The following is a 21804-nucleotide window of genomic DNA, read 5'->3' on the forward strand; positions in this document are numbered from 1 at the left end:
AGGCGCAGAGTATGCCGGAGCGGGGGCTTTGTGTACCCGTCGGTAACGGGGATTCACCGAGTGCTCACATGATGCCAGTGTCCACTGGCAGAAAACGAGCTGATCAGGGCGTTGCCGAGTCGGCGGCGGATCACTCGATCTCGAGTCGGTCACGGGCGCCCTTGAAGACCGCGGTGCCCTTCTTCTCCGTGGGCGTGCCCTTGGGCATGTCGACGCGCAGCTCGTACATGCGGTCGTCACCCGTGACCACGATGAGCTGCATGACGCGGGTCGGGGACACGTCCTTGCCATAGGTGGTGTCGGAGAGGACGGCGTCGTAGCCCTTGAAGGTGGTGCGGGTGGACTGGGTGCTCGCGTCGTGGTTGTAGCTGTCCCAGGTGTCGTGCGCCTCCTGCGCCTGTTCGAGCAGCGGGCGGGGCGCCTTGTCCCACTGGGTGAGGCGGACCTGGACGAGGCCGATGTCGTAGACGACGAGCCGGGGCTGATCGGTGGCGCCGCCCTCGCGCGCGGCCTCCTCGTACTCGGCGGGGAGGGAGAGGACGGCGTCCATGTCCGGCTCCGGGTGCTCGGTCCAGCCGCCCGGGGCGGAGGCTGGGGCGGGCGTGGTCGCCGGGGCGAGGGGGGCCGAGCCGTAGGTGGGGTTCATCTCCTTGGTCTCGCCGCCGTCGTCGACGAGGAAGGAGGCGGTGGCGAACCAGGTGCCGGCGACGAGGAGAACAGCGAGGACGACCAGGGGGACCGGGCGCAGCAGCCAGGAGCGGCGAGGGGGTTGGGAGGCGGAGGCCGAGGAGGTGGTGGCCGAGGAGGTGGTGGCCGAGGAGGTGGTGGCCGAGGAGGTGGTGGCCGAGTCGGCGGCGGCTGTGGCGGTCGCCGGTTCGGGGGTGGGCCCGGCTTCGGGAGCGGACCCGACTCCGGGGGCGGACCCGGCTTCGGGAGCGGACCCGACTCCGGGAGCGGACCCGACTCCGGGGGCGGACCCGGCTTCGGGAGCGGACCCGACTCCGGGAGCGGACCCGGCTCCGGGGGTGGGCCCGGCTTCGGGGTCAGGTGCTCCGTCGGACGGGGGCTCGGGGGCCGGCTCGCCCTTCAGCCGTACGGTTCCGGAGTCCTCGGCGAACTCCCTGAGCCCGGAGGCGTCCTGAGGTCCGGACGCCGCCGCGCCCACGGAGGGCTCCGGCACCGGCCGGCCCTCGGCGACCGCCTCCAGCACCGCGCCGACCTCGTCCGCGTCGGGCCGTCGGTCCGGGTCCTTCCCCAGCAGCCGCACGATCAGCGACCCGAGCGGTCCGGCCTGTTTCGGCTCGGGTGCATCGGCGGCGAGGATCGCGGCGAGCGTGGACTCCAGGGTCGTACGGCGAAAGGGCGACCAGCCCTCCACGGCGGCGTACAGGAGCACGCCGAGCGACCACAGGTCCGAGGCGGGGCCGGCGCCGCGGCCGGACATCCGCTCGGGGGCGATGAACTCCAGGGAGCCGACGAACTCGCCGCTGACGGTGAGGGATTCCTCGCCCTGGATGTGGGCGATGCCGAAGTCGGTGAGGACGACCCGGCGGTGCCGGCCGAGCAGTACGTTGGCGGGCTTGACGTCGCGGTGGACGATGCCGACGGCGTGCGCGGCGCGCAGGGCACCGAGGACGGCGATGCCGATGCGGGCCGCCTCGGGCGCCTCCACGGGACCGCGTTTGAGGGCGTCGTGCAGGGACTCGCCGCGGACCAGCTCCATCACGATCCAGGGCAGTCCGTCCTGCTCCACGACGACGTCATGGATGGAGACGGCGGCCGGATGGTCGACCCGGGCTGCGGCGCGGGCCTCGCGGTAGAGCCGGTTGGCGGCCCGCTGATGAGCCGCGTCCTGCGGATCGCCGGGCAACCTCGGCTGTTTCACGGCGACTTCGCGGTCCACCAGCTCGTCGAGCGCCCGCCAGACGGTGCCCATGCCGCCCGAGCCGATGCGCTCGACCAGGCGGTAGCGCCCGCCGATCACCCGCCCGTCGGTTCCGGTGCGGCCACCGTCTTCGCTCATGTCCCATGCCTACCTTGCGGGGTGGGCACTTCGCCAGTTCAGAGCTTGCCGATCTCCAGGTTCTGGATCACCGTTCGCGCCACCTCACGGCCGCGGTCGGTGAAGTCGCCCTTGCCCGGGTAACTGATCGTCAGCCTGTACATGTCGCCGGCCGAGGTCTTGTAGTAGAAGAACTTCAGCTCGCGGGGGCGCGGGTTCGCGGTGTCGGTCGTCTTGTACACGACGGTGTTCTCCGCCGACTGCCTGCCCTGGTACTTGGTCTCCTGCGGCTTCGTCGTGGGGCTCTTGGGCATCGAGTAGTCGTAGGCGCCCTGCGCCTTGAACTCCTCGTTCTCGGCGTACATCTCGGCCGCGGCGGAGTTCTTGATCTGGTTCGAGGTGTCCTCGGACTTCTTCTTCAGGTTCACGCCGACCCAGATGCTGCCGCTCCAGTCGGAGTAGGTGACCCAGTTCGTGTCGGAGTCGTCGGCTTCCGGCCTGCCGACCTGGTAGCTCGCGGGCACCTGGAGTGTCACCCCCAGCTTCGGGTTCGCCCGCTCCGTCCAGCCGTCCGGCAACGGCCCCGCGAACGGATCCGCGATCACCAGGTACGCCGCCACCGCCCCGGCGACGACCGCTGCCCCGATGCCGAGCAGCGCCTTGGGCCCGAGCCGTATGCCTGCCTTGACGCCCTCCGGTATGCGCACGACCTGGGTGGCGGCCTGCACCGGCGGGTTCGCGGTCTGTTCCAGCAGCGCACGCGTCTGCGCGGCGTTCGGGCGGCGTGCCGGGTCCTTCTGGAGCAGGCCGTTGATGGCCTCGGCGAGCGGGCCCTGCGCGGCGGCCGGCGCCGCGGGCACGGCATTCAGGACGGACTGCAGGGTCGCCGGGGTGTTGCTGCGGCGGAACGGCGAGACGCCCTCCGTCGCCGCGTACAGGACGACGCCGAGGGACCACAGGTCGCTGGCCGGGCCGGGGCGCTGGCCCAGCACCCGCTCCGGCGCGATGTACTCGGGCGAGCCGACGAAGCCGCCGGTGTCGGTCAGATTGGTCTCGCCCTCGATCTGGGCGATGCCGAAGTCGGTGAGAACGACGCGGTCGTGGCGGCCGAGCATGACGTTGTCCGGCTTCACGTCGCGGTGCAGGATGCCCGCCGCGTGCGCGGCCTCCAGCGCGCCGAGCACTTCGAGGCCGATCCTCGCCGCGTCGCGGGCGCCGAGCGTGCCCTCCTGCAGCGCGTCGCCCAGCGAACGGCCCTGCACGAGCTCCATCACGATCCACGGCCGGCCGTCCACGACGGCGACGTCATGGACGTTCACGACGGCCGGGTGGTCGAGCCGGGCCGCGGCGCGTGCCTCGCGGCGCATCCGCTCGTAGGCGTTGGCGCGTTCCCGTTCGGGAAGGTGGTCCGGGACGCGGGGCTCCTTGACCGCGACCTCGCGGTCCACCGTCTCGTCCTTGGCCCGCCAGACCGTGCCCATGCCGCCGTGCCCGAGCTTGGCCAGCAGGCGGTAGCGGCCTGCGATCAGCCGGCCGGTGCCGGGGTCGGGGGCGGCGGCGGACGCGGGTGCCTGGGCGGGGGCGGCGGGGTGGGAGGGTCCGCCCTGGTGGGCGGGTGCGGTCTGCTGCGGAACGGCCTGCGGGGGCGTCGCGTACGGATTGTCCGGGTGCGGCGCGGGCGCGGACGGTTTCGGCTGCGGTGGCTGCAGTTCAAAACTCGTCGGCTCGTCGGACCGATAAGGGGCTCCCCCGTTGCTGCTCATGGGTCCATTCGTATCGCGGGGGGCGTACGGGGAGCCAGCGGGAATGCTTTCCAGTCACAGAGCCGTGACTCAGATCGCGACTTATCTCCCCTTTATTCGGAGTTGGTGGGAACAGGGCTCGAAGAGACCTGTGAGGGTGATGCGCTCGGCGAGACGGACGGGGTGGTCGGCGAAGGCGTCACGGTCGGCGACGGGGACCGGGATGTCGCGCCGGGCGAACTCGGCGTACCCGAGGGCCTCTCCGAGGTCCCCGGCGCCGAGCTGGTCGGCACGACACCGGCGCCGCCGCCCCCGTTCATCAGCAGCGCCGCCGCCGACACCCCCGCCACCGCCATCGCGGCGACCAGCACGGCGGTGGCCAGCACACTGCGGGGCGAGTACGTGCGATCCGCCCTGCCGAACCGTTTCGCCACGCGGGTGTGCCCCGTCTCCAGGAACTCCCGCAGCATCCGCTCCGCACCCACGGCGTCCAGCCGCAGCGCCGGATCCCGTTCCAGCAGCCCCTGCACGACGGGCAGGATCGGCGCCGCCTGTGCGGGCGGACGTATCTCGTCGGACACCACGGCGAGCACCACGCCGCTCAACGAGTCGCGCCGGAACGGCGACTCGCCGCTCAGGGCCGCGCACAGCAGCGCCCCGACCGACCACAGGTCGGAGGCGGGGCCGGTACCGGCGCCGGACATGCGCTCGGGCGCGGTGTACTCGGGCGAGCCGACGAAGGAACCGGCCTCGGTGAGCGTGGCGGTGCCCGGCACCTGTGCGATGCCGAAGTCGGTGAGGACGACGCGGTCCGTGCCGTCCTCGATGACCACGTTGGCCGGTTTGATGTCCCGGTGCAGCACACCGGCCGCGTGCGCCGTGCGCAGCGCGTTCAGCAGGTCGGCGCCGATCCGGGCGGCCTCCCGCGCGTCGACGGGCCCGCCGGCCGCGATCCGGTCGGCGAGGGAGTCGCCCTCGATCAACTCCATGACGATGCAGGGGCGTTCGTCGTCCTCGACGACGTCGTGGACCACCATGACGTGCGGGTGGCTGAGCTGCGCCACGGCCTGGGCCTCACGCAGCGTCCGTTCGCGCTGGTGCCGGGCCTCGGCCGCGGAGAGCGTCTCGTCGAGGGGAAGCTCCTTGACGGCCACCCTGCGCCCGAGCAACTGGTCGGTCGCCCGCCATACGACGCCCATGCCGCCGCGACCGAGCCTCGCCTCCAGGCGGTAACGCCCCGCGATCACACGGAAGTTGGCCCCCTCGGTCCCCATGCGCCCCATCATGCCGCACCGGACGGACCGACTCCGGGGTGCCGATCGGCCAACTATGCAAAGGAGCAAACGACTTCAAAAGCTGCCCGAACGCCCTGTCCCGCGGTCGGGAGACGCACGGGGCGGCCGGGCCGGCGGGGCGCCTCAGGACCCGCCGGTCCGCCACCCCTTGAGCACCGACGTGTACTGCTCGCGCGTGGTCGTCCAGTCCTTCTCGGGCGTGGACATGTAGATCGCGTACTCGGTGCCGTCCCGGTCCACGTACGCCTGGTCGATCGCGTGGCGCGCCCCGGGAAAGGGCGTGTCCTTGGCGAGCGCGGTCCAGGTGTACTCCCACAGGGCGGCGTCGCGGTCGCGATAGAGGTTCCGCTTCAGGGAGACGGTCGCGAAGTCGACCAGCTTCTCCCCCACCTGCTGCTCCAGGTCGCGCAGATGGTCGTAGGAGTTCGCGAAGTCGGGCGTGGGGTCGAGGGAGACACGGACGAAGTGCTCGCCGCCGTCCGGCGAGTAGTCGACCTGCTGCAGGCCCTCGACCTCCTTGCCGACCACCTCCCGCTCCCAGCCCTCGGGCAGGTACAGGCTGAACCCCAGGGGGTCGTCGTAGCGCTTCCAGGAGGCCGGTACGCCGGGCTGCCGGCCCGGCTCCTTCGTCGTCGATGCGCTCGGGTCGGTGGGCGGTGTCGACGTCGAGGCGGACGTGCCGCCGCCCTGCGGCCCCCACTTCTGGAGCACGACCGCGGTGCCCCCGCCGATGATCGCGGCCAGCGCGACGACGAGCGCCAGCGTGCGCAGCCGGCGGCGCTTGCGCGACGGTGCGGTGCCTGTGGTGTCGTACGGCCCGCCGCGCGCCGTCGGACCGGTCACGGGCGGGTACGGGGTGGCGGTCGCCGACGGGTACGGGGTGCTGCTCCCCGACGCGTACGGGTTGTTGCTCGCCGGCGGGTACGAGCTGTTGCCCGCCGGGGGGTACGAGTTGTTGCTCGCCGGCGGGTACGAGTTGTTGCTCGCTGACGGGTAGGGCGTGTGGTTCGCCGCTGTCTCCGCCCCGGGGGGCGCGGAGCCGGGGTGTGAGGGCCCGGTGTGCGCCTCCGGCTCGTAGCGGTTGTGCTGCGTGGGCACGTACACCTGCGCCGCGCTCGGCCGTCGCCCCTCCGCCGCCTCGGCCAGCATCTGCTCGGCCTCGGCCGCGTCGGGACGGGTGGCCGGATCCTTGCGCAGCAGGGCGGTGATCACGGGCGCGAGCGGGCCGGCGTGCTGCGCCTCGCTGGGGTCCTCGTCGACGACCGCCTGCATGGTGCCCAGCGGCGAGGTGCGGCGGAAGGGCGAACGGCCCTCCACCGCCGTGTACAGCGTCGCGCCGAGTGCCCACAAGTCGGAGGAGGGGCCCGGGTCGTGGCCGCGGACCCGCTCGGGGGCGAGGTAGTCGACCGAGCCGACGACCTCTCCGGTGCGGGTGATGGTGGTGTCGCCCTCGATCTGGGCGATGCCGAAGTCGGTCAGCAGGACCCGGCCGTCCTCGCCCAGCAGGACGTTGCCGGGCTTGACGTCGCGGTGCAGGACCCCGGCGGTGTGCGCGGCGCGCAGCGCCCGCAGCACCCACAGACCGATCCGGGCGGCCTCGGCGGGCTCGACGCGCCCGCGCTCCTTGACCGCGTCCGCCAGCGAGTTGCCCTCGACCAGCTCCATCACGATCCACGGCCGGCCGTCGTGCTCCAGCACGTCGTGCACGGTGACGACCGCCGAGTGGTTGATGCGCGCGGCGGCCCGCGCCTCGGCCCGGGTGCGGGCGAGCAGCCGCTCCTGGTCGCTCTCGGAGACGTAGAGCGCGGCGGTCAACTCCTTGATCGCCACGGCCCGATGCAGCACCTCGTCGCGCGCACGCCAGACGCGGCCCATGCCGCCGCTGCCGATCGCGTCGACGAGCCGGTAGCGGCCCGAGACGAGCTGGCCCTGCATCTGATTCACGTTGCCCCGCAATGTTCTTGACAGGGTCAGGTTAAGGATCGCCCGACGCGACCGGAACCACGGGGGTGCCATGGAGACCGCACTGTGATGGTTGTCGCTTTCGGCGTCGCGAAGCAACCATCACACAACGTCCGCGGGCGCAATCATCCGGTGACCTGGTACGTCGCCGACGCCTGCTCGAACAGCCGCGTCACCTCGTCCCGCTCCGCCTCCGGCCCGCGCACCTGCACCACGTGGTACCGCCCGTCGATGAGGATCGCGAGATTGCGCACGAACAGCTCGCGCCCCTCGCCGTCGGTCCAGGTGAACTGCCCCTCGGCCATGCTCCGCTCGCCGACCTGAATGCTCTTCAGCCCGCTGGAGGAGGCCCAGCTGGAGTCGCGGTACGGCTGCAACTCCCGCTCGTGCTCCCGCTGGTAGACCATCGGGTCGTCGCCGTACTGGTCGGTGCCGTCACGGCCCGGCACGACGAAGAGGTCGAAGTCGCCGTGGGAGTACACGACCTGCCCGCGCCCGTTCTTCGGCGTGTGGTCCCATCCGTTGGCCACGGCGACCTGGAAACCGGCGTCGTCCTTGCGCAGCGTGAAGCCGTCCGGGACCTCGGGGTCGTTGCTCTGCGTCTCGTCGCCGGAACCGGCCGACTCCGAGGGGCCGTTGCCGGACTCCGGGGAGGTCTGGTCGGGCCGCGGTTCACTGCTCGCCTCGGCGGACTCGCCGGTGTCCGTGTCTGCGGCCTGGCCGGCGGAACCGGTGCGGTCCCCGCCCGCCGTACCGGCGTTGCCCTGGTCGGCCTTCGGCATGAACATCATGGCGTACGTGATCGCCGCGGCCATGCCGAGCAGAACCAGCAGCAGCAACGTACGTCCCAGCCTGCGCGGCGACGCCTCCCGCTTGGTGGGCCTGGCCCGCTTGTGCCGCCCGTGATGCGCGGGCAGCCCGGCCCGCCGCCGGCGCACCAGCTCGCCCCGGCGCCGCACGATCGGCAGCCGGTTCGGGTCGACGGGCGGGGCGGCGACGACATGCGCACCGGCCTCCGGCTCGGGCGCGGAGCGCACCAGCGAACGCAGCCAGCCGCGCAGTTCCTCGAAGTCGAGGCGCTCGGTGGGGTCCTGACGCAGCAGTGACTCCACGACCGGCCTGAGCGGCCCGCACTCCTCGGCGAAGGCGGGCGGCTCCGCGCACACCATCTGCACCAGCTCGGCCGTCGACTCCTCCGGGTACGGCGCGTGCCCCTGCACGGCCCGGAACAGCAGCGCCCCGAGAGCCCACAGGTCGGTCGCGGGCCCGATCGGCGCGGCGAGCCGCCAGTTCTCGTGCACGGGCCCGGCCTGCTCCGGCGCCCACCGCTCGGTCACGGGCCCCACCACGGCCATCCGAGCCTGCCGGGCCCGCTCCGCGGCGAGCGCGGTGGTGGGGCCGCGGTGGACGGGCGCGCCCTTTGCGAGGTCGTTCCAGCGGGCTGGGGGATGAGGGGAGTCGGTGGTGCCCGGGGCCGGGGAGGGACCCGTTGCTGAGGGGGTGCCGGGTGCGGGCGTGGTGTGCGGGGGGAAGCTGCCGGTGCCGGGGGCAGGTATGGGAGTGCCGCGAGCAGGGGTGGCTTGCCCGGGGAATCCGCCGGGCCCTGGAACGGGTGCGCCGCCCCCAGGCGCGGGGGCCCCTTGCACCGGGTATCCGCCCGCCCCTGGAACAGATGCACCGACACCAGCCCCGGACACACCCTCCGCCGACCACCCATCAGCACCGGCAACGAACACGCCATCCCCCGGCACCGGCGACCCTTGCACCCGGCGTCCGCCCACCCCTGGAACAGATGCACCGACACCAGCCCCGGACACACCCTCCGCCGACCATCCATCGGCACCGGGACCGAACGCAGGGCCCCCGGGCGCGGGAGTGCCCTGTGTCGGGGATCCGCCGACGCCGTGCGCGGGCACGGTAGTGCCGGGTGGTGGGCCGAAGCCCGGCCGGGGGCCCTGGCCCGCCGGGGGCAGTGCCGTGCGGTCGCGGTCCGCCTCGGCCGGTGTGCCGATGGCCCCGCCGCGAGGTGCGGCGCCGTGCCATGGCGTGGCCTGCACGCCGTACGGGTCGGCGATCTGCCCTGGAGGCGTCGCGACACCGTCGCCGGAGGGGCCGGTGCCATACGGCTGTTGCGCCGCGCCGTCGACCTGGGACGCGGGGCCGTCCTCGGACGCCGGTCGGGCACCCGGCAGTGCGACCCGCCCGTTCTGCCGGCCCTCCTGCACCCGGGCCGCGGCACGAGCGCCGGCCCGGTACGCGGCGATCGCCCCGGCCCGCGCGGCCCTGATGTCCCCGCCGGTCTCCGGAGCGCCGCCCGAAGCCCCTCCCGGGGCCCCGTCACCCTTGCCCCCGTCGGCCGCGGGCACCGGCAGCCCACCGGCCGCCCGCGCCTCTATCGCGGCCCGGCGAGCGGCCTCGGGATCGGCACCACCGACGGCGGCTCCACCGGCACCGGGCCCGACGGCCCCGGAGCCGGCACCACCTGCCAGCTGTCCAGGCCCACCGATGCCGCCCGGACCACCCGCGGCGCCCTCTGGAGTCGGCCCCCCGCCGAACGCAGCGAGCCCGCCGCCCCCGTCACCGTCCTCGGCCGGCGGCACCGGGTCGTACCCGCAAAGCGCCTCTTCCGCGGCCCCCACCGCCAGCCCGGTCAGCATCACCCGGCCGTCGTCGCAGACGAGCACCGTGCGGGCGGTGATGTTCCGGTGGACCCAGCCGTGGGCGTGCAGCACCCGCAGTGCCATGAGGACGTCGGAGGCGACCTCGGCCGCCCGGTACGCCGACATCGGCTTCTCGGCGAGCAGTGCGGCCAGCGGACGCGCGGCCACGAACTCGCTCACTATCCACAACGAGCCGCCCTCGGCGAACACGTCGAAGACCTGGTCGAGCCGCGGATGATCGGGGATCCGCGCCGCGGCCTGCGCCGCCTCGACGGCCCTGCGCACGGCGGGATCACCGGGCCGGCGGGCGCTGGACCTCGCCGAGGTCCGCCGCCCCGCCCCACGCTCACGCGCGTCCCGCGCGGTGAAGCCCTCGGGCAGCCCCTCGGCGTCGAGCACCTCCGCCTCGACGACCTCCGGCAACGGCACCTGCCGGACCAGGACTTCCTGACCGCTGTAGGTGTCGAAGGCGCGGGTCTCGGTGAGTTCGTACTCGTCGGAGGGCGGCAGTGGCAGGCGGTAGCGGTCGGCGAGCACCCGACCCGCATAGTCGTCCACGTTGCCTCCCCCGGCCGCCCGGTTGGTCAGTTCCGTTCGCCTTGCGTCGCTTTCCGGGCACGCGACTGGATGCGCACGGTCCGCAAGCTTTCACGATACGTGCCGGAGGCAACCCACAAAGAGGGGTTGCCGTATCTCACGGTTCAAACCCGGCCTTCGCGAGCACTTGCGGAGATCGGCTCACCTCATGGCTTCGGCTGGAACGAAGCGGTCAGTGTCTTCCAGGTGTCCTTGCGGAGATCACTGCCCCAATCGGCGGCCTTCGCGGTGTACATCAGCGCATAGCCGCGACGGCTGTCGACGACGAACCCACGGTCGATCGTCCGGTACTTGGTCCCGCCGTCGACATAGGTGAACTCCCAGTCGGCCGTGTTCCAGCCGCGGTAGTCCACCTTCTCTATGCGGATCCGGTCGTACTGCGAGCGCTGCATGTACTGCTCCTGGTCCTCCCAGTCCGCCACCGGGTCGTCCTGCGGCGTGGACGTCCAGGCGACGAGCAGCTTCTGCCCGTCGGGCCCGGTGAACCGGTCCCCCGAGGAGCCCGTGGTCTCGTACTTCCAGCCCTTGGGAAGCCCGATCGAGTACCCCTGGTTCCCCTTGTGGGTCGAGACGGCTCCGTTGCCGCCGCCGGACCCGGCCTCGGCACCGCTCCCGCCGGTGGCGCTCGCCTCGGCGCTCGGCGTCTTCCCGCCCTCGGATCCGGCACCGGAACCCTTCGTCCCCGACGAGGACTTGTCGCCGTCCGTACGGGTCCCCTCGTCGTCCCGCTTGGTGTCGGAGCTCGCGCTCGCCTTGGTGGAGGCCTTGGCCCCGCCGCCCGCGGCCCCGGTCGAGTCGTCGCCGCCCTGCAGCACCACGGCCAGCACCGCACCGAGCACCGCGAGCGCCACGACCACCGCGATGATCACCAGCGTGCGCTTCGGCACCACATCGGTGAGCGGCGCCCTCGGCACGGACCGCTCCGGAAGATCCGGCGGCGGCATGACGGGCCACCCCGAACTCCGGCCCCCGCTCTGCCCGTTCCCACTCGCGGCATCCCGCTCACCGGCACCCGCACCGGCCTTGGCCCCGGCACCCGCGGTGGACCCACCGGCCGCACCGCCCTCGGAACCGGAACCCCGACCGGAACTCCCGGCCGCCGCCGAAGCCCCGGCCGCGCTCCCCGCCGTGGACGGCCCGCCGGCCGCTCCACCGCCCGCGACCGACCCGGAATCGGCCTTCTCATTTCCGGACTTGCCACGCGTGGCGGCCCCGGCTGCCGCCGCGCCCGCAGCGGCCTTGCGCACGGAACGCAGCGCCCCGCGCAACCGCTCCCCGGCCTCCTCGCCCCGCTTGCTCGCGGACCCGGCACCCGAACGCCCCTTGCCCTCCGGCGCGCCGGGCTGCGGCGGCAGGGGCACGACCTTCGTCGCGTCCGCGGGCTCCGGCTCGGCCTTGCGCTCGGGCGCGTGGATGACCGCGTTGAGCATCTTGCGCGCACCGGCGTCGTCGAGCCGCTTCTCGGGGTCCTTGGTGAGCAGGCCGTAGATGACGTCCCGCAGCGGACCCGCGTTCTTCGGCTCCTCCATCGGCTCGGTCATCACCGCGGTGAGCGTGGCGATCGCGGAGCCCTTGTCGTACGGCGGCACACCCTCGACCGAGGCGTACAACAACCCGCCCAGCGACCACAGGTCGGCAGCGGGGCCCGGCTTGTGGCCGCGGGCCCGCTCCGGGGAGATGTAGGAGGGCGCCCCGACGAGCATGCCGGTCGAGGTGATGGACGGGTCGCCCTCGACCTGGGCGATGCCGAAGTCGGTGAGCACGACCCGGTCGGTCTCGGACTCCAGCAGGACGTTCGACGGCTTCACATCGCGGTGCAGGATGCCCTCGCGGTGCGCGGACCGCAGCACGTCGAGCACCGCCAGGCCCACCTCGGCCGCCCGCTTGGGCTCCAGCAGGCCGTCCTCCCGGATGACCTCGGCGAGCGACTTGCCCTCGACGAGCTCCATCACGATCCAGGGCCGGTCGTCCTCGTCGACCACGTCGAACACCGTGACCGCGCTGTTGTTGCGGATCCGGGCGATCGCCTTGGCCTCACGCAGGGTGCGCGTGATCAGGCGCCGCTTCTCCTCCTCGTCGATGTTCGACGGGAACCGCAGCTCCTTGACGGCGACGGTGCGCCCCAGTGTCTCGTCGACGGCACGCCACACCGTGCCCATGCCGCCCCTGCCGAGCACACCGCCCAGCCTGTAGCGCCCCGCGAGGAGACGCTCACGGTCGTCCTGACGAGTGTCCTGACGAGATGTCCCCGCCCGCTCCGCCTCCGACATGCGTCCCCTCATACAACCCGCCCTGACAGAGCCTCCATTGTCTCTCACCCGACAAGTGCCCAACGCCCAGGGTGCCCCTCGCGCGGCCACTCGTCCGCACGGCGTCGGCACCCGGGCCCGCTCTCACTCGGGGCCCCGTGTACCGCGCGTAACACTCCCCGGCATGATGAGCCACGACGAGGGGAGGGAACCCGCATGGCGCGACCGGTGATGCCACTGCTTCGGACACTACTTGCCTTCCCTGTGTTCCTGGCGCTTCTCGGCCTCGTGTCCCCGGCGCTGCTCGGCCTGTCCCCCGCCGGCCGGCCGGCGCTCAGCGCCTCGTCGACGTCCGGGCCGCCGGCGACGGACGCCCTCCTCGCCCGGCTCGTGACCAGGGGCGGGGCCCCCGCGGCGGCCCTGCTGGCCCGCGAGGGGACCGGTACCCGCTACACCCGAGCCGGCCAGGGCATCGCCCGCACCGACCACTTCCGCGCCGGCAGCATGACGAAGACCTTCATCGCCACGGTCGTCCTGCAACTGGCCTCCGAGGAACGGCTGTCCCTGTCCGACACGGTGGAGCGGCACCTGCCCGGCCTGGTGCGCGGCGCGGGCAACGACGGGCGTGCGCTGACCCTTCGTGCCCTGCTGACCCACACCAGCGGCCTGTACGACTTCACCGCGGCGACCAGGGGCACCCTCCCCTTGACGCCGCTGCAGGCTGTCCGAATAGCGCTCACCCACTCCCCTGCCGCCCGTGGCGGCTACTCCTACTCGAACACCAACTACGTGTTGCTCGGCCTGGTCGTCGAGCAGGTCACCGGCCGCTCCTACGCCGCCGAGGCCGAGCGGCGCGTCATCGCCCCGCTGGGACTGACCGGCACCTCCTTCCCCGGTTCCCGCACCTCGCTGCCCTCCCCGCACGGCCGCGCCTACGCCACCGACGGGAGAGATGTCACCGAACTCGACCCTCGGGTGGCCGGCGCCGCCGGTGAGCTGGTGACCACGCTCGCCGACCTCGACCGCTTCTACGCCGCGCTGCTCGGCGGCCGCCTGCTGCCCCCGCGCTGGCTGCGCGAGATGCTCGACACCCGTGCCGCACACGGCTCGTACGGCATGGGGCTCTTTCCCGTGAAACTGCGCTGCGGCACCGTCGTATGGGGGCACAGCGGGCGCATATCCGGCAGCTACGTGCGCTCCGCGGCCACCGTCGACGGACGTCGTGTCATGACATTCCGGGTGAACACGACGGCGATCGCAGATCCCGGCCTCGAACCCCGGCTGCTCGCCGCCGAGTTCTGCCCTCGCACCGGTTAGAACGGCCGAGGTTCGAGCAGAGATCCCGCAACCGGCCACCCGTTCGGGTGACGTTCTCGATGACTGCGCCGACCCGCCACCGCGCCACGATCACAGCGGCACGATGTCCGGCGCCCCCAGCCGCGCCGCGTCCGCCGTCAGGTCGTCCGGCTGGCGCTGCGACTCCCGCTCGGCCTCCACGCGCTTCTGGTAGTGCTCCACCTCGCGCTCGATGTGGTCCTTGTCCCAGCCCAGCACCGGCGCCATCAGCTCGGCGGCCTCTCGTGCGCACCGGGTGCCCCGGTCGAAGGTCTCGATGGAGATGCGGGTGCGCCGCGTCAGGGCGTCGTCCAGATGGCGCGCCCCCTCGTGCGAGGCGGCGTACACGATCTCGGCGCGCAGATAGTCGTCGCCGGACGCGAGGGGCTCGCCCAGCGCCGGATTCGCGGTGATGAGTTCGAGCACCTCCTCGGCGAGCGACCCGTACCGGTTCAACAGGTGTTCCACGCGCACCACATGCAGGCCCGTCCGCGCCGCGATCCGTGCACGGGCGTTCCACAGCGCGCGGTACCCCTCCGCGCCCACCAGCGGAATGTCCTCCGTGACGCACTCGGCGACCCGCATGTCGAGCCCGTGCACCGCGGCGTCGACCGCGTCCTTGGCCATCACGCGGTACGTCGTGTACTTGCCGCCGGCCACGACGACGAGCCCGGGCACGGGATGCGCCACGGTGTGCTCGCGCGACAGCTTGCTGGTGGCGTCCGACTCCCCCGCGAGCAGGGGGCGCAGTCCGGCGTACACCCCCTCGACGTCATCGCGGGTCAGGGGCACCGCGAGCACCGAGTTCACGTGTTCCAGCAGGTAGTCGATGTCCGCGCTGGAGGCGGCCGGGTGGGCCTTGTCGAGGTCCCAGTCGGTGTCGGTGGTGCCGACGATCCAGTGCCGGCCCCAGGGGATGACGAACAGCACGGACTTCTCGGTGCGCAGGATGAGCCCGGAGGAGGAGTGGATGCGGTCCTTGGGCACCACCAGGTGGATGCCCTTGGAGGCACGGACGTGGAACTGCCCGCGCTCGCCCACCATCGACTGGGTGTCGTCGGTCCACACACCGGTGGCGTTGACGATCTGTTTGGCGCGGACCTCGTACTCCCCGCCGCCCTCGACGTCCTGCACCCGGGCCCCGACGACCCGTTCGCCCTCCCGCAGGAACGCGGTCACGCGCGCGCGGTTGGCGGCCTTCGCGCCGTAGGCCGCGGCGGTGCGCACGAGGGTGGCCACATAGCGGGCGTCGTCCATCTGCGCGTCGTAGTACTGCAACGCGCCGACCAGCGCGTCCTTGCGCAACGCAGGGGCGACACGCAGGGCGTGACGGCGGGTCAGATGGCGGTGCAGGGGCAGGCCGCGCCCGTGCCCGCGGGCCATCGACATGGCGTCGTAGAGCGCGACGCCCGAGCCCGCGTACAGCCGCTCCCAGCCCTTGTGCTGAAGCGGGTACAGAAACGGCACCGGCTTCACCAGGTGCGGGGCGAGCCGCTCCAGCAACAGCCCGCGTTCTTTGAGTGCCTCCCGGACGAGGACGAAGTCGAGCATCTCCAGATAGCGCAGGCCGCCGTGAATGAGCTTGCTCGACCTGCTGGAGGTGCCCGAGGCCCAGTCGCGGGCCTCGACCAGTCCGGTGGACAGTCCGCGGGTCACCGCGTCGAGCGCTGTGCCCGCGCCCACGACGCCACCGCCCACGACCAGTAGGTCCAGCTCGCGCTCGGCCATGGCCGCCAGTGACTCGGCGCGCTCGGCCGGCCCCAGTGTCGCTGTCCTCACCGCTGCCTCCCGCTCATCGGTCGCGTGGGCCGCACCCGTCGGGCGAAGCCGGTTCCTACCCCATGCCCAAAATTCTGACCGGCTTGCCCGACTTCAGCCACCACTCGCCCCCAGCCTGTGGACAACACTCACGGAAACGCGATCATTCAATGCCGCAAATCGGTCATATTTACTCCTAGTCTGACATTGCGCTCCCTCGTCCTGTCCACAGGGGTTGCGCAACCGCCCCGCTTCGGTTATTGGGAAGGACGGCCCACGCCATGCCCGCAGATCTCGCCGTCATCGGACTAGGCCCGTACGGCCTGCCGCTGGCCAAGGCCGCCGTCGCCGCCGGCATCCCCACGCTCGGTTACCGGACCGGGCCCGAGTCCGGTTCCCTCAGTCCCGCCGAACTGCGCCGGATGCTCTCGGGGGGCTTCCGGCACGCCACGAACCCCGCCGAGCTCGGCCGGGTCCGCACCGCCGTCATCTGCCCCCCGACCCCGCGCGGCGCCGACGGCTCCCTCGACCTGGGCCAGGTGGAGGCGGCCGCCCGCACCCTGGCCGGACAGCTGCGCCCGCACACCACCGTCATCCTGGAGTCACCGGTGCCGCCGGGCACCACCGAGAACGTGCTGCGTCGCCTCCTCGAAGAGGGTTCCGGGATGCGCGCCGGCCGCGACTTCCACCTGGCGTACTCCCCGAGCCGCGTCGACCCCGGAAACCGCCACTTCACGCCCGCCAACACACCCCAGGTGATCGGCGGGCTCACCCCCGCGTGCACCGAGTCGGCGGCCGCCTTCTACGGCCGTCTCACCGACAAGGTGGTACGCGCGCGTGGCCCGCGCGAGGCGGAGACCGTGCAGGTCCTGGAGACCAACTTCCGGCACGTCAACATCGCCCTCGTCAACGAAATGGCCGTCCTCTGCCACGACTTGGGCGTCGACCTGTGGGACGTCATCCGCTGCGCGGAGACCAAGCCGTTCGGCTTCCAGGCCTTCCGCCCCGGCCCCGGCGTCGGCGGCCACGCCGTCCCGCAGGACCTCTCCGGCCCCGCCGGCCGCACCCTGCGCATGGTCGAACTGGCCCAGCAGGTCAACAGCCAGATGCCCCGCTACGTCGTCCAGCGCGCCGCCACCCTGCTCAACGAGCACGGCAAGTCCGCCCGCGGCGCCCGCATCCTGCTGCTCGGCGTCACCTACAAGCCCGACCTCGCCGACCAGCAGTCCACACCCGCCCAGGAGGTCGCCACCCGCCTGCTGGAGTTCGGCGCGTCCATCAGCTACCACGACCCCCACATCGCCTCCTGGAGCGTCCTCGACCGCCCGGTCCCGCGCGCGGACGCGCTGTACGAGGCCGTCGCGGACGCCGACCTGACGATCCTGCTCCAGCAGCACCGCACGTACGACCTGCAAGGTCTGTCGGTGAAGGCCCAGCTCCTGCTGGACACCCGCGGGGCGGCGCCCACGGGGGCGGCACATCGCCTGTGACGGGGAGCGCGGACGCCGATCCACGCAGAAGGGCCGGTCACCCCGCACGGAGTGGCCGGCCCTTCCCCGACGCGGAGACGTCGTACGGACTACCGCGTGTGCTGCGAGTCCGCGACCGTCACCTCGACGCGCTGGAACTCCTTGAGCTCGCTGTAGCCGGTCGTGGCCATGGCCCGGCGCAGGGCGCCGAAGAAGTTCATGGAGCCGTCGGGGGTGTGCGACGGGCCCGTCAGCACCTCCTCGATGGTGCCGACCGTGCCGAGGTCGACCTTCTTGCCGCGCGGCAGCTCCTCGTTCACGGCCTCCATGCCCCAGTGGCGGCCCTTGCCCGGCGCGTCCGTGGCGCGGGCCAGCGGGGAGCCCATCATCACGGCGTCGGCGCCGCAGGCGATGGCCTTGGGGAGGTCGCCGGACCAGCCCACACCGCCGTCGGCGATCACGTGGACGTACCGGCCGCCGGACTCGTCCATGTAGTCGCGGCGGGCCGCGGCCACGTCGGCGACAGCCGTCGCCATCGGGACGCGGATGCCGAGGACGTTGCGGGTGGTGTGCGCGGCGCCGCCGCCGAAGCCGACCAGGACACCCGCCGCGCCGGTGCGCATCAGATGCAGGGCGGCGGTGTAGGTGGCGCAGCCGCCGACGATCACCGGGACGTCGAGCTCGTAGATGAACTGCTTCAGGTTCAGCGGCTCGTGCGAGGAGGAGACGTGCTCCGCGGAGACCGTCGTGCCGCGGATGACGAAGATGTCCACGCCGGCGTCGACGACCGCCTTGGAGAACTGGGCCGTGCGCTGCGGGGAGAGCGCGGCGGCCGTGACGACGCCCGAGTCGCGCACCTCCTTGATGCGCTGCCCGATCAGCTCCTCCTTGATGGGAGCGGCGTAGACCTCCTGGAGGCGGCGCGTGGCGGCCTCGGTGGGCATCTCGGCGATCTCGTCGAGGAGCGGCTGCGGGTCCTCGTACCGGGTCCACAGGCCTTCGAGGTTCAGCACGCCGAGGCCGCCGAGCTCGCCGATGCGGATCGCGGTGGCCGGGGAGACGACCGAGTCCATGGGGGCGGCCAGGAAGGGCAGCTCGAAGCGGTAGGCGTCGATCTGCCAGGCGATCGAGACCTCCTTCGGGTCCCGCGTACGGCGGCTGGGGACGACGGCGATGTCGTCGAAGGCGTACGCCCGGCGGCCGCGCTTGCCGCGCCCGATCTCGATCTCAGTCACGTCTGTGGCCTTTCCCTGATGCGTTCAGCGTCTTCCAGTATCGCCGACGGGCACGACGAGGGCGGCCCCGGATGCTTCCGGAGCCGCCCCATCAGGCGTGCTGCCTACTTACGGCTGTAGTTCGGCGCCTCGACCGTCATCTGGATGTCGTGCGGGTGGCTCTCCTTCAGGCCCGCCGACGTGATCCGCACGAACCGGCCCTTGTCCTGGAGCTCGGGGACCGTGCTGCCGCCGACGTAGAACATCGACTGGCGCAGACCGCCGACCAGCTGGTGGACGACGGAGGACAGCGGGCCGCGGTAGGGCACCTGGCCCTCGATGCCCTCGGGGATCAGCTGCTCGTCGGAGGCGACGCCCTCCTGGAAGTAGCGGTCCTTGGAGAACGACTTGCGGTCGCCGCGGGTCTGCATGGCGCCGAGCGAGCCCATGCCGCGGTACGACTTGAACTGCTTGCCGTTGATGAACAGCAGCTCGCCCGGGGACTCCTCGCAGCCCGCGAGCAGCGAGCCGAGCATCACGGTGTCGGCGCCCGCGACCAGGGCCTTGGCGATGTCGCCGGAGTACTGCAGGCCGCCGTCGCCGATGACCGGGACGCCGGCCGCCTTGGCGGCGAGCGAGGCCTCGTAGATGGCGGTGACCTGCGGGACGCCGATGCCGGCGACCACCCGGGTCGTACAGATGGAGCCGGGGCCGACGCCGACCTTGATGCCGTCCACGCCGGAGTCGATGAGCGCCTGGGCGCCGTCCCTGGTGGCGATGTTGCCGCCGATGACGTCGACGCCGGCGGAGTTCGACTTGATCTTGGCGACCATGTCGCCGACCAGGCGGGAGTGGCCGTGCGCGGTGTCGACGACGATGAAGTCGACGCCGGCCTCGATCAGTGCCTGGGCGCGCTCGAAGGAGTCACCGGCGACGCCGACCGCGGCGCCGACGATGAGGCGGCCCTTCGAGTCCTTCGAGGCGTTCGGGTACTTCTCCGCCTTGACGAAGTCCTTGACGGTGATCAGGCCCTTGAGGATGCCGTGGTCGTCGACCAGCGGCAGCTTCTCGATCTTGTGCTTGCGCAGCAGCTCGATGGCCTCGACGCCGGAGATGCCGACCTTGCCGGTGACCAGCGGCATCGGCGTCATGACCTCGCGCACCCGGCGCGTACGGTCGCTCTCGAAGGCCATGTCACGGTTGGTGACGATGCCCAGCAGCTTGCCGGCCGGGTCGGTGACCGGGATGCCGCTGATGCGGAACTTGGCGCACATCGCGTCGGCCTCGCCGAGCGTGGCGTCCGGGTGGATGGTGATCGGGTTGGCCACCATGCCGGACTCGGAGCGCTTGACCAGGTCGACCTGGTTGGCCTGGTCCTCGATGGAGAGGTTGCGGTGCAGAACGCCGACGCCGCCCTGACGTGCCATCGCGATCGCCATGCGCGACTCGGTGACCTTGTCCATGGCGGCGGACAGGAGCGGGATGTTCACCCGCACGTTCTTGGAGACGTACGAGGCGGTGTCGATCTCGTCGGGTGCCATGTCCGACGAGCCCGGCAGCAGCAGCACGTCGTCGTAGGTCAGCCCGAGAGTCGCGAATTTACCGGGCACTCCGTCGACGTTGGCAGTCATGACACCTTCCCCAAATGGCCTTGATCGGTGCGGATGTCCATGCTAACGGGAAGCGCGGCTAGCAAATTCCACGGTTCTGTATGGCTCCAGGCTTCGTATGTTCGTACGGAATGGAAGCCGGGCCTGTTCATTTCGGGGCGTATTCAGGGGAGCACTACTGCTCGGCGAGTGCGCGCAGCCGGCTCAGCGCCCTGTGCTGCGCCACCCGGACCGCTCCGGGTGACATTCCCAACATCTGTCCGGTCTCCTCCGCGGTCAACCCCACGGCGATCCTCAGCAGCAGCAGCTCGCGCTGGTTCTCGGGCAGGTTGGCCAGCAGCTTCTTGGCCCATTCGGCGTCGCTGCTGAGCAGCGCCCGCTCCTCCGGGCCGAGGGAGTCGTCGGGCCGCTCGGGCATCTCGTCCGAGGGGACCGCGGTGGAACCGGGGTGCCGCATCGCCGCACGCTGCAGGTCGGCGACCTTGTGCGCGGCGATGGCGAAGACGAACGCCTCGAAGGGCCTGCCGGTGTCCTTGTAACGCGGCAGCGCGAGGAGGACGGCGACGCAGACCTCCTGGGCGAGGTCCTCGACGAAGTGCCTGGCGTCGCCCGGAAGGCGGGACAGCCTGGTGCGGCAGTAGCGCAGGGCCAGGGGGTGGACATGCGCGAGCAGATCGTGCGTGGCCTGCTCGTCCCCGTCCACGGCGCGATGGACGAGTGCACCGATCGCCCCTGCGGCACCCGCCGCCTCGTCGTCGCGCATCGGTCCATGGTGCCCTGCGGCCGTGTGCGCCGTGGCATCGCGCCCGATGTTGTGCACCGAAGCGTTATGAGCAGGTGCGCCGGAACTCATCCCCTGCGCCCTCCCCTTCCGCTCGACCGACTCGTCCCCGAGAGACTCCACACCTCAAGGATGCGGCATCCGCGGCGAAACGAGCAGCGGGCACCGACAGAGCTGCGTGGCCGACCTGGCGCCCGCGCCCCAGAGGGGCGCGGGAAACTGCGCGACCAGCCACGACGGACCCGCGGTCGCCGGACGGCGCGACCCGGCGGCCCGCAGTGACGCGATTACCGAACCAGGCCCCAGCGGAACCCGAGTGCCACCGCATGCGCCCGGTCCGACGCACCGAGCTTCTTGAACAGCCGGCGGGCATGCGTCTTCACGGTGTCCTCGGAGAGGAACAGCTCACGGCCGATCTCCGCGTTGGACCGACCGTGGCTCATGCCCTCGAGCACCTGGATCTCACGCGCCGTGAGCGTCGGCGCGGCGCCCATCTCGGCGGAGCGCAGCCGCCGCGGGGCAAGACGCCAGGTCGGGTCGGCCAGCGCCTGGGTCACCGTGGCCCGCAACTCGGCGCGCGAGGCGTCCTTGTGCAGATACCCGCGCGCCCCGGCGGCGACCGCTAGGGCCACGCCGTCCAGGTCCTCGGCGACGGTGAGCATGATGATGCGCGCGCCGGGGTCGGCGGACAGCAGCCGCCGAACGGTCTCTACGCCGCCCAGACCGGGCATGCGTACATCCATCAGGATCAGGTCCGAACGGTCCGCGCCCCAGCGGCGGAGGACTTCCTCGCCGTTGGCCGCGGTCGTGACGCGCTCGACGCCGGGCACGGTCGCGACCGCGCGGCGGAGCGCCTCTCGGGCAAGCGGGGAGTCGTCGCAGACGAGGACGGATGTCATGGCCGCCCTCCGCAGCTGATGCACGTCACCTTGAGCCTCCAGGCTGGTACGAAATGTCACCTGTGCGGTCGACCGTCTCGGACGTCTGCCCGAGCACTTGTTGCTTCAACCGCCTCCGCCCTCTCAACGACGGTCACTCGAAAGAGTTACGGGGGCATGCGCCGTCTTCGGCACTCTACGTGAGGGGACGGACACGGGGCAGACATGCAGGGCGGACCCTCCCTGTTTCAT

Annotated in this window: 13 protein-coding genes; 2 read left to right on the top strand and 11 right to left on the bottom strand. The window is 72.1% G+C overall.

Annotated elements, in window-relative coordinates; translation table 11 throughout:
• Positions 1-130: 130 nt before the first annotated feature.
• The 6 genes from AC3ETA_RS07640 to AC3ETA_RS07665 form a co-directional block, all read right to left on the bottom strand.
• Entirely contained in the window at positions 131-2023 is a 1893-nt protein-coding gene (locus AC3ETA_RS07640) for a serine/threonine-protein kinase (RefSeq protein ID WP_432192026.1), read from the bottom strand.
• Between the two features lie 38 nt (positions 2024-2061).
• Positions 2062-3765, bottom strand: a complete 1704-nt coding sequence (locus tag AC3ETA_RS07645; protein ID WP_432192027.1) for a serine/threonine-protein kinase — start codon at positions 3763-3765, stop codon at positions 2062-2064.
• 92 nt (positions 3766-3857) lie between these two features.
• Positions 3858-5018 (bottom strand): serine/threonine-protein kinase, encoded by a 1161-nt coding sequence (locus AC3ETA_RS07650; protein WP_432192028.1) that lies wholly within the window; start codon positions 5016-5018, stop codon positions 3858-3860.
• 144 nt (positions 5019-5162) lie between these two features.
• A complete protein-coding gene (locus AC3ETA_RS07655; protein ID WP_432192029.1) occupies positions 5163-6974 on the bottom strand; it encodes a serine/threonine-protein kinase in 1812 nt (603 codons plus the stop codon).
• 152 nt (positions 6975-7126) lie between these two features.
• Positions 7127-10219 (bottom strand): protein kinase, encoded by a 3093-nt coding sequence (locus AC3ETA_RS07660; RefSeq protein WP_432192030.1) that lies wholly within the window; start codon positions 10217-10219, stop codon positions 7127-7129.
• A 185-nt stretch (positions 10220-10404) separates the two neighbouring features.
• Positions 10405-12528, bottom strand: a complete 2124-nt coding sequence (locus AC3ETA_RS07665; protein ID WP_432192031.1) for a serine/threonine-protein kinase — start codon at positions 12526-12528, stop codon at positions 10405-10407.
• A 210-nt stretch (positions 12529-12738) separates the two neighbouring features.
• Between AC3ETA_RS07665 and AC3ETA_RS07670 the strand changes: the two genes are divergently transcribed.
• Positions 12739-13824, top strand: coding sequence for a serine hydrolase domain-containing protein (locus tag AC3ETA_RS07670; RefSeq protein ID WP_432192088.1), 1086 nt, complete (start codon positions 12739-12741; stop codon positions 13822-13824).
• A gap of 90 nt (positions 13825-13914) precedes the next feature.
• Here AC3ETA_RS07670 and AC3ETA_RS07675 read toward each other — a convergent pair whose 3' ends face one another.
• Positions 13915-15621 carry a glycerol-3-phosphate dehydrogenase/oxidase gene (locus AC3ETA_RS07675; protein ID WP_432192032.1) on the bottom strand — a complete coding sequence of 569 codons (1707 nt, stop codon included), beginning with the start codon at positions 15619-15621 and terminating at the stop codon, positions 13915-13917.
• Positions 15622-15881: 260 nt separating this feature from the next.
• Here AC3ETA_RS07675 and AC3ETA_RS07680 point away from each other — a divergent pair, with 260 nt between their 5' ends.
• Entirely contained in the window at positions 15882-17090 is a 1209-nt protein-coding gene (locus AC3ETA_RS07680; protein WP_432192033.1) for a nucleotide sugar dehydrogenase, read from the top strand.
• Positions 17091-17179: 89 nt separating this feature from the next.
• On the opposite strand, the gene AC3ETA_RS07685 is transcribed toward AC3ETA_RS07680, so the two are convergent.
• From AC3ETA_RS07685 to AC3ETA_RS07700, 4 genes are all read right to left on the bottom strand, one after another.
• Positions 17180-18304: a GuaB3 family IMP dehydrogenase-related protein gene (locus tag AC3ETA_RS07685; protein WP_432192034.1), complete on the bottom strand. Its 1125-nt coding sequence runs from the start codon at positions 18302-18304 to the stop codon at positions 17180-17182.
• A gap of 104 nt (positions 18305-18408) precedes the next feature.
• Positions 18409-19914, bottom strand: coding sequence for an IMP dehydrogenase (guaB, locus tag AC3ETA_RS07690; protein WP_432192035.1), 1506 nt, complete (start codon positions 19912-19914; stop codon positions 18409-18411).
• Between the two features lie 154 nt (positions 19915-20068).
• Positions 20069-20656 carry a sigma-70 family RNA polymerase sigma factor gene (locus tag AC3ETA_RS07695; protein ID WP_067018855.1) on the bottom strand — a complete coding sequence of 196 codons (588 nt, stop codon included), beginning with the start codon at positions 20654-20656 and terminating at the stop codon, positions 20069-20071.
• A gap of 305 nt (positions 20657-20961) precedes the next feature.
• Positions 20962-21573, bottom strand: a complete 612-nt coding sequence (locus AC3ETA_RS07700) for a response regulator transcription factor (RefSeq protein WP_003948568.1) — start codon at positions 21571-21573, stop codon at positions 20962-20964.
• Between the last annotated feature and the right edge of the window lie 231 nt (positions 21574-21804).

The organism is Streptomyces sp. bgisy027, assembly GCF_057710365.1.

Bases quoted from the DNA above. Each gene is read 5' to 3' on its own strand.
- AC3ETA_RS07640 (WP_432192026.1), bottom strand. From the start codon at position 2,023: ATGAGCGAAGACGGTGGCCGCACCGGAACCGACGGGCGGGTGATCGGC.
- AC3ETA_RS07645 (WP_432192027.1), bottom strand. From the start codon at position 3,765: ATGAGCAGCAACGGGGGAGCCCCTTATCGGTCCGACGAGCCGACGAGT.
- AC3ETA_RS07650 (WP_432192028.1), bottom strand. From the start codon at position 5,018: ATGGGGACCGAGGGGGCCAACTTCCGTGTGATCGCGGGGCGTTACCGC.
- AC3ETA_RS07655 (WP_432192029.1), bottom strand. From the start codon at position 6,974: ATGCAGGGCCAGCTCGTCTCGGGCCGCTACCGGCTCGTCGACGCGATC.
- AC3ETA_RS07665 (WP_432192031.1), bottom strand. From the start codon at position 12,528: ATGTCGGAGGCGGAGCGGGCGGGGACATCTCGTCAGGACACTCGTCAG.
- AC3ETA_RS07670 (WP_432192088.1), top strand. From the start codon at position 12,739: ATGCCACTGCTTCGGACACTACTTGCCTTCCCTGTGTTCCTGGCGCTT.
- AC3ETA_RS07680 (WP_432192033.1), top strand. From the start codon at position 15,882: ATGCCCGCAGATCTCGCCGTCATCGGACTAGGCCCGTACGGCCTGCCG.
- guaB (WP_432192035.1), bottom strand. From the start codon at position 19,914: ATGACTGCCAACGTCGACGGAGTGCCCGGTAAATTCGCGACTCTCGGG.
- AC3ETA_RS07695 (WP_067018855.1), bottom strand. From the start codon at position 20,656: ATGCGCGACGACGAGGCGGCGGGTGCCGCAGGGGCGATCGGTGCACTC.
- AC3ETA_RS07700 (WP_003948568.1), bottom strand. From the start codon at position 21,573: ATGACATCCGTCCTCGTCTGCGACGACTCCCCGCTTGCCCGAGAGGCG.